The following is a 12,943-nucleotide window of genomic DNA, read 5'->3' as shown; positions in this document are numbered from 1 at the left end:
ATGATAGTATTCTACTAAGTTAGGAGGAACTTATATGCAACATGCCTTTATTACGCTTGTACCTAAATCCAATCAACAAACTGTTTCAACAGATGATATAAAACAACTTTTTCAGTACTATAAAACAGTTACTTCCAAAACTGGTGTTCAAATTAATTACGCTTATACAAATACCGCTTTTCCTTATGAAATTATAGATACATCAGCAACAACATTCAAACTACAAGCTACTCACGATCGATATGACTCCATATATGTTGGTGTTGGTATAGAAAAGGAACAATCTTTTATTCAGATTTCTTTACCACCTAATGCAACATTCGGTGATAAAGGAAAAGCAAATGAATTTTGCCGTTTTCTAGCGAAGAAATTAGAAGGAGAATTACAATTATTTAATGGAAGAAAAATGTATTTCTATAAACGTTAATTTAAAAACAAAAATAAATGATTAGAAAGATCATACTATTTGTGCAAGTAAGAAGCATCGCTTTTCTCCTTGCACTTAGTATGACATACGCTATTACATACGCTAAGTACAAAAATATCAGAAAAAGAAAAATTTTATAATGAAGTTTATCACGACTTGACAATAATAACACTACTGAAAATCCACTCCATAAAACTAGATGAAAAAATGAAGCTAGTGTAATTTTCATAGCGTTACCTCCTTTTTCTTCCTATTATATGCTTCAACTCTTCCCTCTTAACATTTTGAAGGTAGACTTTTCCAAATCCCATCTAATTCATCGTTATGTTTTTTTTTTTTCAAATTCTCCAACTATTCTAATGCGAATATTCCTCGTTTTTAACAATACATTGTCTCATATCTCCTATAAGATAGATTATTCATTCATTGCATGGCATACTCCTTAAAGAGAAAAGATAGAAAGGTTTTAATGATACATGGTATTTAGCAATTTGTTTTTCTTATTCCTTTTTTTACCTGCAATTCTTTTCGTGTACTACTCAGTACGGAAAGAATTACAAAACATAGTTCTTCTATTATTTAGTTTATTATTTTATGCTTGGGGAGAACCAATATATGTCTTCCTAATGCTTTTTTCTATTTTCATCAACTATTGGTTCGAAATATGGCTTAATAAAGACCGACTGTCTAGTACAAATAGAAAAGTTATTCTTACTATAGCAATCGTTGTCAATACTGCTATACGCGGATATTTTAAATACGCTAATTTCTTAGTAGATAATATAAATGGCATTTTTCATACAAACATTGTACTAGAAAAAATCCCCTTACAATTTGGATTTCATTTTTCACTTTCCATGCAATGAGTTATATTATTGACATTTATAAGAAAAAAGTAGAAGCTCAGCGAAATCTATTTGACCTCGTACTATACTTTACTATTTTCCCACAATTAGTAGCAGGACCCATTGTTCGATATAATACAATCGCTTTTCAATTACATGTTAGAACAGTTACTGCTGATAAGTTTTCAGAAGGAATTCGTCATTTTATCATTGGATTAGGAAAGAAGGTTTTAATTGCGAATCAATTAGGAGCTATTACCGATGAAATATTTACGATGGATCCAGCAACAATGAGCGTATCTACCGCTTGGATTGGTGCGATCGCTTACACATTACAAATTTTTTTCGATTTTTCAGGTTACAGTGATATGGCAATCGGAGTAGGAAAAATGTTCGGATTAAATAGATCGTTGACTGACATTACGAGTTATTTCTATGTGATGAATTATCGGGGAACCTTTAATACTTGCTATTATTATATCCGCTCCATTTTTCTCTTGGATCAAGAATCAATTAGCAAATAAAAAGGTAGTCATTTTATCTCCACTTTATTACTTGAGTGTCTTAATCATAACTATGATGTATTTAACGAATGCAACTTACAATCCATTTATTTACTTCCGCTTCTAAAGGAGGGCTAACTATGAAAAATTTCACTAAAGGAATTTACCCATGAACAATTAGAAGATCTATACTTTAAGACCGATCATCATTGGAATATGAAAGGTGCATTTTATGCATACGAGCAAACAATGAAGCACATTGCTAATGAATCTAAAACATTTAAAGGTAATGCTGTTAATCGAGATGATTATAAAATAACTATAGAAAAACCGAATGGACAATTTATCGGTAGTTGGAATAAACAACTGTATAATTTAATAGAAACACCTGAAACAATCCCATATGTACAATTAAAGCAAAACCCAAATATGTGGGATAATTAAACTGTATATCTCGGTCCAAAATCAGAAGAATCGATGAAGGAATTCTTTGCAGTGGACAAAAATAAGCTTTCACCAGACTATAGTTCCGTTTACAAAACAGACTATGCACAGATAAATATTTTAAATCCAGATGCAAAAACCAAACTACATGCTTTCATTATTAAAGATTCTTATGCAGATGCAACTTATCCTTTATTTGCACAAGAGTTTGAACAAACAACATTTATTGATCCACGATTTGCGGCAAGCAAAAATGTAAAACAAGAACTTGAAAAACTAAATGCTGATATCGTGTTATTCCTTTATAATGACACTAGTACAAATAAAAAATGTATCAATTTGAAAATAAAGAATAAAAAAAACGTCTTCTAAATTTAGAAGACGTTTTTTTATAATTATTTTACAATGTGAATTGGCATTCCAAGAGCAACTTCAGCTGCTTCCATTGTGATCTCACCTAATGTTGGGTGAGCATGGATTGTTTGAGCGATATCTTCTGCTGTCATTCCAGCTTCGATAGCTAAACCAATCTCAGAGATAATATCAGAAGCGCCTGCACCTGCAACTTGAGCACCTACAAGAAGACCATCTTCTTTACGTGTTACAAGTTGTAGGAAACCGTCAGTGCTGTTTAATGATAATGCACGACCGTTAGCAGCGAATGGGAACTTAGATACAGCTACTGTCATTCCTGCTTCTTCAGCTTGTTTCTTAGTGTAACCAACAGATGCTAATTCAGGATCAGTGAAGCATACTGCAGGAATTCCGATGTAATCGATTGCTGATGCATGGCCACTAATTGCTTCAACAGCTACTTTACCTTCGTAAGAAGCTTTGTGAGCTAATGGTGGTCCAGGAACGATATCACCGATTGCATAGATGTTTGATACGTTTGTACGACATTGCTCATCAATTTCGATGATGCCGCGGTCAGTCATTTTAACTCCAACTTGCTCAAGACCAATTTCTTGAGTGTTTGGACGACGACCTACAGTTACTAATACGTAATCTGCTTCTACAGTTTGGATTTCACCTTTAACTTCGAAGCTAACTTTTACGCCAGTTTCTGTTTCTTCAACGCCTTTAGCCATAGCTTTTGTATGGATATTTACGTTACCTTTCTTTTGAAGAGCACGTTTAACAACAGAGCTCATAGCTTTTTCGAAACCAGCTAAGATTTCGTCGCCAGCTTCTACTACAGTAACTTCTGTACCGAAGTTAGCATATGCAGTTCCTAATTCCATACCGATGTAACCGCCGCCGATTACAACAAGTTTTTTAGGAATTTCAGGTAAGCTTAAAGCACCTGTAGAGTTGATAACACGTTTAGAGTATTTGAATCCTGGAATTTCGATTGGTGTAGAACCAGTTGCAAGAACAGCATTTTTAAACGTATACGTTTGTGCTGCATCTTCAGTCATTACGCGTAATGTGTTAGCATCTACGAAGTAAGCTTCACCGCGAATGATTTCAACTTTGTTACCTTTAAGAAGGCCTTCAACACCGCCAGTTAATTTCTTAACTACGCCGTTTTTCCATTCTTGAACTTTTGTAAAGTCAACTTTTACGTTCTCTGCAGTGATACCCATGTCATCAGAATGCATTGCATTCTCATAACGATGACCTGCATTGATTAACGCTTTTGAAGGAATACATCCAACGTTTAAGCATACGCCACCAAGGTTAGCTTTTTCGATAATTGCTACCTTTTGACCTAATTGTGCTGCACGAATTGCCGCAACGTATCCACCAGGACCTGCACCAACAACGACTGTATCTAATTCAATTGGGAAATCTCCTACTACCATTGTTATTACGCCTCCATTACTAATAATTGTGGGTCATTCAATAGACGTTTAATTTGGTTTAATGCTTTTTGAGCAGTTGCGCCGTCAATTAAACGATGGTCAAAGCTTAGAGATAATGCTAATACTGGAGCTGCAACGATTTCACCGTTTTTCACAACTGGCTTCTCAGCGATACGGCCGATACCAAGGATTGCTACTTCTGGGTGATTGATAACTGGAGTGAACCATTGTCCACCTGCAGAACCAATGTTTGTGATTGTGCAAGAAGCACCTTTCATTTCAGCCGGAGCTAAACGACCATCACGTGCTTTACCAGCAAGATCATTGATCTCGTTAGAAATAGTGAAGATAGACTTGCGATCTGTATCTTTAACAACTGGTACTAATAGACCTTTGTCTGTATCAGCTGCGATACCGATGTTGAAGTAATGTTTATGAACTACTTCTTGAGAAGCATCATCTAAAGAAGTGTTTAACATTGGGTATTCACGTAATGCAGATGTTAAAGCTTTAACAACGTATGGAAGGTAAGTTAATTTAATACCTTTGTCAGCTGCAACAGCTTTGAACTTCTTACGGTGAGCAACAAGTTCTGTTACATCTACTTCATCCATTAATGTTACGTGAGGAGCTGTATGCTTAGAGTTAACCATTGCTTTAGCAATCGCTTTACGGATACCACTCATTTTCTCACGAGTTTCTGGATATTCACCAGCTGGGATTGGTTGTGCTTTTGGTGCTTCTTCTTTCGCTGCTGCTGGAGTAGCTTCTACTGCTGCTGGAGCCTCAGTTGCTGCTACTGCTTGTCCACCATTTGCAAATGCATCGATGTCAGCTTTTACGATACGGCCGTTCTTACCAGAACCAGCTACTTTATGAATGTCTACGCCGTTCTCACGAGCATATTTACGAACAGATGGCATAGCGATTACGCGCTCATTTACTACTTCTGCAGTTGCTGCTGGAGTAGCTTCCGCTGCTGGAGCTTCTACTGCTGCTTCTTCAGCTTTTGGAGCTGCATCATGATCGTCACCTTTAAATTTAAGGTTTTCATATCCAGGAGCATCAAATTTAATTAATGTATCTCCTACAATTGCAACTGTTCCTTCTTCTACAAGTACTTCAAGTACTTTACCTTTAACAGGAGAAGGGATTTCTACTACTGCTTTATCATTTTGTACTTCAAGAAGTACATCGTCTTCGTTTACTTCATCGCCTGGTTTAATAAACCATTTTACGATTTCACCTTCGTGGATACCTTCACCGATATCTGGTAGTTTAAATTCAAATGCCACGGAATTCAGCCCCCTGATTCATTTCATTATTATGGAATATGTACAAAAGAAACCAGCATGTGCTGATTTCTTTTGCACATGAAAAGCTAAAAATTAGAAGTTCATTACTTTGTTAACAGCTTCAACAATATCTTTATGGTTTGGTAACCATACGCTCTCAGCTTGAGAGAATGGGAATACTGTATCAGCAGCTGCAACACGTACAACTGGAGCTTCTAAGTTTAAGATTGCACGGTCGTTAATTTCCGCTACAACGTTAGCTGCAATACCAGCTTGTTTTTGTGCTTCTTGAACTACAACTACGCGGCCTGTTTTTTCAACAGAAGCGATGATTGTCTCGATATCTAATGGTTGAACTGTACGTAAGTCAACTACCTCTAAAGAGATACCTTCTTTTTCAAGTTCTTCAGCAGCTTTTAATGCAGCATGAACCATAGCACCGTAAGCGATAACAGATACATCTGTACCTTCACGTTTGATATCAGCTTTACCTAAATCAATTGTGTAATCGCCTTCTGGTACATCTTGACGGAATGAACGGTACAATTTCATATGCTCTAAGTAGATAACTGGATCGTTGTCACGAATCGCAGAGATTAAAAGACCTTTTGCATCGTATGGAGTAGATGGAATAACAACTTTTAGACCAGGTTGTTGAGCCACTAATCCTTCTAAGCTATCAGCATGTAGTTCAGGAGTATGAACACCGCCACCGAATGGAGAACGAATTGTTACTGGAGCAGTCCAACGTCCACCAGAACGGTAACGCATACGAGCTAATTGACCAGAAACTGAATCCATTACTTCATAAATGAAACCGAAGAATTGGATTTCTGGAACTGGACGGAAGCCTTCTAATGCAAGTCCAACTGCAAGTCCACCAATACCAGACTCTGCAAGTGGAGTATCCATTACACGATCTTCACCGAATTCAGCTTGTAAACCTTCAGTAGCACGGAATACACCGCCGTTTACACCAACGTCTTCACCAAACACAAGTACGTTAGGGTCATTTTTCATTTCAACGCGTAAAGCATCAGTGATTGCTTGAATCATTGTCATTTGAGCCATGGCTTACTTCGACTCCTTTTCTTTGTAAATTTCATATTGTTCAGCTAAGTTGTAAGGCATTTTTTCGTACATGATTTCCATTAAATCAGTAACTTTTTGTTTTGGAGCTTGGTCAGCCTTAGCAATTGCTTGTTTGATATCTTCTTTTGCTTCTTCGATTACTTTCTCTTCAACTTCTTGAGACCATAGGCCTTTGTTTTCTAAGAATGCACGGAAGCGTACGATTGGATCTTTTTGTTCCCATTCGTTCTCGATATCTTTTGTACGGTAACGAGTTGGGTCATCACCAGCCATTGTATGTGGACCGTAACGGAATGTTAAAGTCTCGATTAAAGTAGGGCCTTCTCCGTTTACTGCACGCTCACGAGCGAAAGCAGTTGCTGCGTATACAGCTAATGGATCCATACCGTCTACTTGAATTCCGTAAATACCTGCTGCTACTGCTTTTTGTGCTACAGTTTTAGCTGCAGATTGCTTTTCTACTGGAGTAGAGATTGCATAACGGTTGTTTTGTACAACGAAGATTGCTGGAGCCTTGAATGCACCCGCAAAGTTCATACCTTCGTAGAAGTCACCTTGTGAAGCACCACCGTCACCAGTGTAAGTAATTGCAACAGATTTTTTACCACGTAGTTTCATACCTAACGCAACACCAGCAGTTTGGATGATTTGCGCACCGATGATGATTTGTGGAGCAAGTGCATTTACATTCTCAGGCATTTGGTTACCCATGAAATGTCCACGAGAGAATAAGAATGCTTGGTATAATGGTAAACCGTGCCATACTAATTGTGGCACATCACGATATCCTGGTAAGATGAAATCTTCTGCTTCAAGTGCGAAATGACTTGCTAATTGAGAAGCCTCTTGTCCAGCTGTTGGTGCGTAGAAACCTAAACGTCCTTGACGGTTTAAAGAAATAGAACGTTGATCTAGTACGCGAGTATACACCATACGGCGCATTAATTCTTTTAATTGATCATCAGATAATTCAGGCATAGCCGCTTCATTCACAACTTCGCCTTTTTCATTTAAAATTTGTAATGTTTCAAATTGAGCTGCGATAGCTTTCATTTGCTCATCAACATTAAATAGGGTCTTTTTTGTTTTAGTACCCATTCCGTTCACCTCTTCCTCTCTTGAACCATATTCTGAAACGCTTTCACTATCTATTGGCTAGACTGAAAACGCAACAATGTAAACCAACAAATTTATTTGTCGGTTGAGAATAATTTTGTGTACCTAACAATCTGTACTAATGTTTTTTCAGAAACATATTAATACAATCTTGATCACGTTTTTTAGTTTACAACTATTCTAATTACGATGTCAATTACTTTGAATACGTTTTTTTATAAATAATCTGCAGGCTTCTTCTACACAAACGTGTTTTTATTTTTCACATCTGTATTAGTAAGCATTAACCCGCTGTTATATTATTCCCTTTTTAACTTGTTTTTTCTCTTAGAATAATATGTAAACGATTTAATTCTCTTTAGTTTTTCTCCCTTCTTAGCAAAAATATACAAACTCTTCTTCCTTTTATAGGTAATTACCCATACATTTCTACTCTTCCCTCCATACATTATAGTAACCGCAGTATTAGCGGGAAATGATAAAGGAGGTCATCTCATGTACGGATACTCATATTGCTATCCAACTTGTTCATATCCTTCCTACGGTTATGGCGGTTCTTGTGGCGGGTCTTGTGGCGGGTCTGGACGCGGCTTCGCCTTAATCGTTGTGTTGTTTATTCTTTTAATTATCGTTGGTGCTGCTTGCATTCGCTAATGTAAAATGAAACAACTATGGAAAGAAACAGACGGCTTTGCCGTCTGTTTCTTTTTATTACATACAATAGAACTCTTTCCAAAGCGCTTCTCCCTACTTGTCGATGACTTTTTTCGGCTCCTTTGGTAGACTAAAAGGGAAAGGAGAGATTACATATGCTTACAATGAAAGATGTAATTCGCGAAGGAGATCCTATTTTGCGAAATGTTGCAGAAGAGGTAGTAATACCAGCGAGCGAAGAAGATACAAATACACTTAAAGAAATGATTGAATTTGTAATAAATAGCCAAGATCCTGAAATGGCTGAAAAATATAATTTACGCCCTGGAATCGGATTAGCGGCTCCACAAATCGGTATTTCAAAGAAAATGATTGCGGTTCATGTAACAGATACAGACGGTACGTTATATAGTCATGCATTATTCAATCCAAAAATCATTAGTCATTCTGTTGAGCGTACATATTTACAAAGTGGTGAAGGCTGTCTATCAGTAGACCGTGAAGTACCTGGTTATGTCCCTCGTTACACAAGAATTACAGTGAAAGCAACATCTATCAACGGCGAAGAAGTAAAATTGCGTTTAAAAGGTTTACCAGCAATCGTATTTCAGCATGAAATTGACCATTTAAATGGTGTTATGTTCTATGACCACATTAATAAAGAAAATCCATTTGCTGCTCCTGACGATTCAAAACCTTTAGAGCGATAATAAAAAAGGCGGGAGTTAATCTTCCGCCTTTTTTTATATGAAATGGGTTCCATATTCACTTATAGCAATCCAGCCCATTTTAAGCCATGATATATGCCGTCTTCACTAACATCCTTTGTCACATGATTTGCAAGTTTTTTCAAGTCTTCATGACCATTCCCCATCACAATACCCGTCCCAACTGCTTCAATCATTTCTAAATCATTTAAACCATCTCCAAATGCATACACTTGTTCACGGTTAAATCCTAATTTTTCAATGAATTTCTCAATCCCTTTTGCCTTAGAACCGCCATTTGGAATAATATCCATGGAATATGCATGCCAGCGAATAAAATGAAAGTCTGGGTAATGATTAATAAACTTTTCTTCTTCATTCACTTCACAGAAAAGAAGTGTTTGATAAATATTACGTTTCTCATAGAAATCAGGTTCATATGCCGGATGCTCAAAATTTAAGCTTCCAAAACCTTCTTTCACATAATCATGATATTCCACTGATGCTCTCATTTCTTGATGATCAAGATATACAAGTGGATATCCTTCTTGTTTTGCAAACTGAGTAAACTTATGTAAGGCAGCTGGATGTAACGGGTTATTAAATATTACCTCATCTTCAAATACAACGTACTGTCCATTAAAGCTAACATAATTATGTATATTGAGTTCCTCACGAATATCTTCAAACATAAATGGCGCACGTCCTGTCGCAATTGCTACATGCACACCTTTCTCTTGTAAATGTCTTACTGCATCTCGTGTAGATTGCGGAATCTTCTTATCATGATCTAATAATGTTCCATCAATATCAAAAAAGACAATTTTATCATTCATTTGTCAAAATCCTTTCTGTTACTCTATATTCCTATTTTGATTATCGCTTTTCAAATTCTAAAAAAAAGTATAACATATTAAACATCTGTGAAGAAAGCGTTCACTTTCTGACCTTATTTATGAAACCTGCATATATATGTTAGTAAAAAATGTGGATACTTGTTCGTATGAATTTTCTTTTCTATTCTTTCTCATACTATACCTATAACTAACGGCTACTAATCGTTACTATAGAATAACTTTCCCTGTATGAGAAAGGACAAGATTCAACATTCACTTTTGTCTTCTTTCTTATATCAGAGACGGAGTTTTCACTAGTAATATGCATGTTTTAAATAAGGAAAGGAAGGAGTAATCATGCTGAAGAAGCTGAAGAAAAAGCTCAAGCGTTATTTAAAAGATCTAGTCCGTAAAAAGACAATCGCTTAAATTGTGCCCATTTCGGGCTTTTTCTTCATTCTCATTCGAAAAAACATGAAAATCGTGACTGTTTGCTTTATAATAAGTAACAGATAATGCAAAACATAGACAAGGAGAGGTTTTCCAAATGATTTTTAAAGTATTTTATCAAGTAAAATTGACTGAGGTTCCAGTACGTGAAAATACAAAAGTTTTATATTTAGAGGCTACGTCTGAAAAGGATGTTCGTAAGAAATTAAATAAGTTCGCATATAATATCGAGTTCGTTCAGTCTGTTACTGGTGCTCATCTTGAATATGAAAAAGAAAACGCTGATTTAATATTAGCGGAAATCGTATAGTCATATGAAATTTCTAAAGAATGATCAAGCTGCCGTTTTTGCTTTAGGTGGACTTGGTGAAATCGGTAAAAATACATATGCTGTTCAATTTCAAGATGAAATTATTATTATTGATGCTGGAATTAAATTTCCAGAAGACGAACTCCTCGGAATCGATTATGTAATACCAGATTACACTTATTTTGTGCGAAACGAAGATAAAATTAAAGGATTATTCATTACACATGGTCACGAAGATCATATCGGTGGAATTCCTTACTTATTACGTCAAGTAAACATCCCGATTTATGGCGGAAAATTAGCAATTGCACTAATCAAAAACAAATTAGAAGAGCACGGATTACTTCGTAAAGCAAAACTTTATGAAATTCAAGAAGATGATGTTATTAAATTTAAAAAGACATCTGTTTCCTTCTTCCGTACAACTCACAGTATCCCAGATTCATACGGAGTTGTTGTGAAAACACCTCAAGGACAAGTTGTTCATACTGGCGATTTCAAATTTGATTTCACACCAGTCGGTGAACCAGCGGACTTAACAAAAATGGCTGAAATCGGAAAAGACGGCGTACTTTGTCTCTTATCTGACAGTACAAACAGTGAAGTTCCAAACTTTACAATGTCTGAGCGCCGTGTTGGTGATAGTATTCAAGATATTTTCCGCAAAGTAGAAGGTCGTATTATCTTTGCAACCTTTGCATCAAATATCCATCGCTTGCAACAAGTTGTTGAAGCGGCTGTTGAAAACAATCGTAAAGTGGCTGTGTTCGGTCGCAGTATGGAAGCGGCGATTGAAATCGGACAAAACCTTGGTTATATTCGCTGTCCGAAGGATACATTCATAGATACAGCTCAACTAAATCGCCTACCGGCTAATAAAGTTGTTATTTTATGTACAGGTAGTCAAGGTGAGCCAATGGCAGCACTTTCACGTATTGCTAATGGTACTCATCGTCAAATTCAAATTATTCCTGGCGACACAGTTGTTTTCTCTTCTTCACCAATCCCTGGTAATACAATTAGTGTAAGCCGTACAATTAACATGTTGTATCGTGCTGGTGCTGATGTAATCCACGGAAAACTGTCAAACATTCATACGAGTGGACACGGTGGACAAGAAGAACAAAAACTAATGCTTCGTCTAATTAAACCGAAGTATTTCATGCCAATTCATGGTGAATACCGCATGCAACGTATGCATATGAAGTTAGCAAACGATTGTGGTATTCCAGAAGAAAACTGTTTCATCATGGATAATGGAGATGTTCTTGCTCTTCGTTCTGATGAAGCAAGCGTAGCTGGTAAAATACCATCTGGATCTGTCTATATTGACGGAAATGGTATTGGAGATATCGGTAATATCGTGTTACGTGATCGTCGTATTCTTTCTGAAGAAGGACTTGTTATTGTAGTTGTAAGCATTGATATGAAAGAGTTTAAAGTTGCAGCAGGACCTGATATTATCTCACGTGGTTTCGTGTATATGCGCGAAAGTAGTGATTTAATTAATGATGCTCAAACATTAATTACAACTCATTTAGAAAAAGTAATGGAGCGTAAAACAACACAATGGTCTGAAATTAAAAATGAAATTACAGACACATTAGCACCATTCCTATATGAGAAAACGAAACGTCGCCCAATGATTTTACCAATCATTATGGAAATATAAGAAAAAGGACAATACCTTCATGGTATTGTCCTTTTCTCTTATCTTAAAAAGTGTTTAAAACGATCTACTTCATCGTCATGACCAATTACAATTAATATATCTCCCACTTGAATATTTTCCGTAGCTCGAGGAGATACAATAACTTCTTTACCACGTTTAATCGCTACAATATTCAATCCAAACTTCGCACGAATATCTAATTCGATTAAAGAATGACCATCAATTTTTTTATTTGCAATAATCTCTACAATACTATGCTCATCTGAAAGCTCAAGATAGTCTAATACATTACTTGATGCAATATTATTAGCAATCCTTTTTCCCATATCACGCTCGGGGTGCACAATGTGATCTGCCCCTATTTTACTTAACACTTTTTCATGGTAATCATTTTGAGCTTTTACAGTAATATTTTTTACACCTAACTCTTTTAAAATTAATGTTGTTAAAATACTTGAATTTAAATTGTCTCCAATAGCAACGACTACATGATCAAAATTACGAATACCAAGACTTTTTAATACCATCTCATCTGTTGAATCTGCAATTACAGCATGTGAAGCTATATTTGCAAACTCATTAATTTTATCCTCATCTGAATCAATTGCCATTACTTCCATACCTAATTGAGCGAGTTCTCGGCAAATACTTCCACCAAAACGTCCAAGGCCAATGACAGCAAATTCTTTCTCTTTTTCACCCACAGGAATTCCTCCAATAACATCGAATACTATGTATTTTTATTGTAACATACTTTAGATTTGCTACAAAAACCTGTATATCA

12 protein-coding genes and 2 pseudogenes are annotated in these 12,943 nt (G+C 36.2%); 7 read left to right on the top strand and 7 right to left on the bottom strand.

What is annotated here, in order from left to right:
- Positions 1–34 precede the first annotated feature (34 nt).
- Positions 35–427 (top strand): DUF1885 family protein, encoded by a 393-nt coding sequence (locus tag ABH961_RS12640; RefSeq protein WP_404519463.1) that lies wholly within the window; start codon positions 35–37, stop codon positions 425–427.
- 1 nt (position 428) lies between these two features.
- On the opposite strand, the gene ABH961_RS12635 is transcribed toward ABH961_RS12640, so the two are convergent.
- A complete protein-coding gene (locus tag ABH961_RS12635) occupies positions 429–656 on the bottom strand; it encodes a hypothetical protein (protein ID WP_048546134.1) in 228 nt (75 codons plus the stop codon).
- Between the two features lie 247 nt (positions 657–903).
- Between ABH961_RS12635 and ABH961_RS12630 the strand changes: the two are divergent.
- Both ABH961_RS12630 and ABH961_RS12625 read left to right on the top strand, forming a co-directional pair.
- Positions 904–1,902 (top strand): annotated as a pseudogene (locus ABH961_RS12630) (MBOAT family O-acyltransferase).
- Between the two features lie 29 nt (positions 1,903–1,931).
- A pseudogene (locus ABH961_RS12625) lies at positions 1,932–2,575 on the top strand (DHHW family protein); the annotation flags it as partial.
- Positions 2,576–2,614: 39 nt separating this feature from the next.
- Here ABH961_RS12625 and lpdA read toward each other — a convergent pair.
- From lpdA to pdhA, 4 genes are all read right to left on the bottom strand, one after another.
- Positions 2,615–4,027, bottom strand: a complete 1,413-nt coding sequence (gene lpdA, locus ABH961_RS12620) for a dihydrolipoyl dehydrogenase (protein ID WP_000260106.1) — start codon at positions 4,025–4,027, stop codon at positions 2,615–2,617.
- 5 nt (positions 4,028–4,032) lie between these two features.
- A complete protein-coding gene (gene pdhC / locus ABH961_RS12615) occupies positions 4,033–5,322 on the bottom strand; it encodes a pyruvate dehydrogenase complex dihydrolipoyllysine-residue acetyltransferase (RefSeq protein ID WP_000863412.1) in 1,290 nt (429 codons plus the stop codon).
- 93 nt (positions 5,323–5,415) lie between these two features.
- A complete protein-coding gene (pdhB, locus tag ABH961_RS12610; RefSeq protein ID WP_000068162.1) occupies positions 5,416–6,393 on the bottom strand; it encodes a pyruvate dehydrogenase complex E1 component subunit beta in 978 nt (325 codons plus the stop codon).
- Positions 6,394–6,396: 3 nt separating this feature from the next.
- Complete coding sequence (gene pdhA, locus ABH961_RS12605) at positions 6,397–7,512, bottom strand: pyruvate dehydrogenase E1 component subunit alpha (RefSeq protein ID WP_000536893.1); 1,116 nt, start codon at positions 7,510–7,512, stop codon at positions 6,397–6,399.
- A gap of 513 nt (positions 7,513–8,025) precedes the next feature.
- Here pdhA and ABH961_RS12600 point away from each other — a divergent pair.
- Complete coding sequence (locus tag ABH961_RS12600; RefSeq protein ID WP_086692346.1) at positions 8,026–8,184, top strand: YjcZ family sporulation protein; 159 nt, start codon at positions 8,026–8,028, stop codon at positions 8,182–8,184.
- Between the two features lie 155 nt (positions 8,185–8,339).
- On the top strand, positions 8,340–8,894 hold the full coding sequence (gene def, locus ABH961_RS12595; protein ID WP_048546135.1) for a peptide deformylase: 555 nt from the start codon (positions 8,340–8,342) through the stop codon (positions 8,892–8,894).
- Positions 8,895–8,953: 59 nt separating this feature from the next.
- Here def and ABH961_RS12590 read toward each other — a convergent pair whose 3' ends face one another.
- The gene (locus ABH961_RS12590) at positions 8,954–9,727 is read right to left on the bottom strand and encodes a Cof-type HAD-IIB family hydrolase (RefSeq protein ID WP_000998280.1); all 774 of its coding nucleotides are present in this window, start codon (positions 9,725–9,727) and stop codon (positions 8,954–8,956) included.
- 547 nt (positions 9,728–10,274) lie between these two features.
- Here ABH961_RS12590 and ABH961_RS12585 point away from each other — a divergent pair.
- Positions 10,275–10,487 carry a DNA-dependent RNA polymerase subunit epsilon gene (locus tag ABH961_RS12585; RefSeq protein ID WP_048546139.1) on the top strand — a complete coding sequence of 71 codons (213 nt, stop codon included), beginning with the start codon at positions 10,275–10,277 and terminating at the stop codon, positions 10,485–10,487.
- Between the two features lie 4 nt (positions 10,488–10,491).
- Positions 10,492–12,159 carry a ribonuclease J1 gene (gene rnjA / locus ABH961_RS12580; protein ID WP_000670370.1) on the top strand — a complete coding sequence of 556 codons (1,668 nt, stop codon included), beginning with the start codon at positions 10,492–10,494 and terminating at the stop codon, positions 12,157–12,159.
- A 38-nt stretch (positions 12,160–12,197) separates the two neighbouring features.
- Here rnjA and ABH961_RS12575 read toward each other — a convergent pair whose 3' ends face one another.
- The gene (locus ABH961_RS12575; RefSeq protein WP_002160673.1) at positions 12,198–12,863 is read right to left on the bottom strand and encodes a potassium channel family protein; all 666 of its coding nucleotides are present in this window, start codon (positions 12,861–12,863) and stop codon (positions 12,198–12,200) included.
- Between the last annotated feature and the right edge of the window lie 80 nt (positions 12,864–12,943).

The organism is Bacillus sp. RC251 (assembly GCF_044908765.1).
In the GTDB taxonomy this organism is placed as follows: Bacteria; Bacillota; Bacilli; order Bacillales; family Bacillaceae_G; genus Bacillus_A; species Bacillus_A wiedmannii.
The sequence above is the reverse complement of the archived record's forward strand: the minus strand, read 5'-3'. Positions and strand labels throughout refer to the sequence as shown.

Coding starts and splice junctions, on each gene's coding strand:
- ABH961_RS12640 (WP_404519463.1), top strand. CDS start 35: ATGCAACATGCCTTTATTACGCTTGTACCTAAATCCAATCAACAAACT.
- ABH961_RS12635 (WP_048546134.1), bottom strand. CDS start 656: ATGAAAATTACACTAGCTTCATTTTTTCATCTAGTTTTATGGAGTGGA.
- lpdA (WP_000260106.1), bottom strand. CDS start 4,027: ATGGTAGTAGGAGATTTCCCAATTGAATTAGATACAGTCGTTGTTGGT.
- pdhB (WP_000068162.1), bottom strand. CDS start 6,393: ATGGCTCAAATGACAATGATTCAAGCAATCACTGATGCTTTACGCGTT.
- pdhA (WP_000536893.1), bottom strand. CDS start 7,512: ATGGGTACTAAAACAAAAAAGACCCTATTTAATGTTGATGAGCAAATG.
- ABH961_RS12600 (WP_086692346.1), top strand. CDS start 8,026: ATGTACGGATACTCATATTGCTATCCAACTTGTTCATATCCTTCCTAC.
- def (WP_048546135.1), top strand. CDS start 8,340: ATGCTTACAATGAAAGATGTAATTCGCGAAGGAGATCCTATTTTGCGA.
- ABH961_RS12590 (WP_000998280.1), bottom strand. CDS start 9,727: ATGAATGATAAAATTGTCTTTTTTGATATTGATGGAACATTATTAGAT.
- ABH961_RS12585 (WP_048546139.1), top strand. CDS start 10,275: ATGATTTTTAAAGTATTTTATCAAGTAAAATTGACTGAGGTTCCAGTA.
- rnjA (WP_000670370.1), top strand. CDS start 10,492: ATGAAATTTCTAAAGAATGATCAAGCTGCCGTTTTTGCTTTAGGTGGA.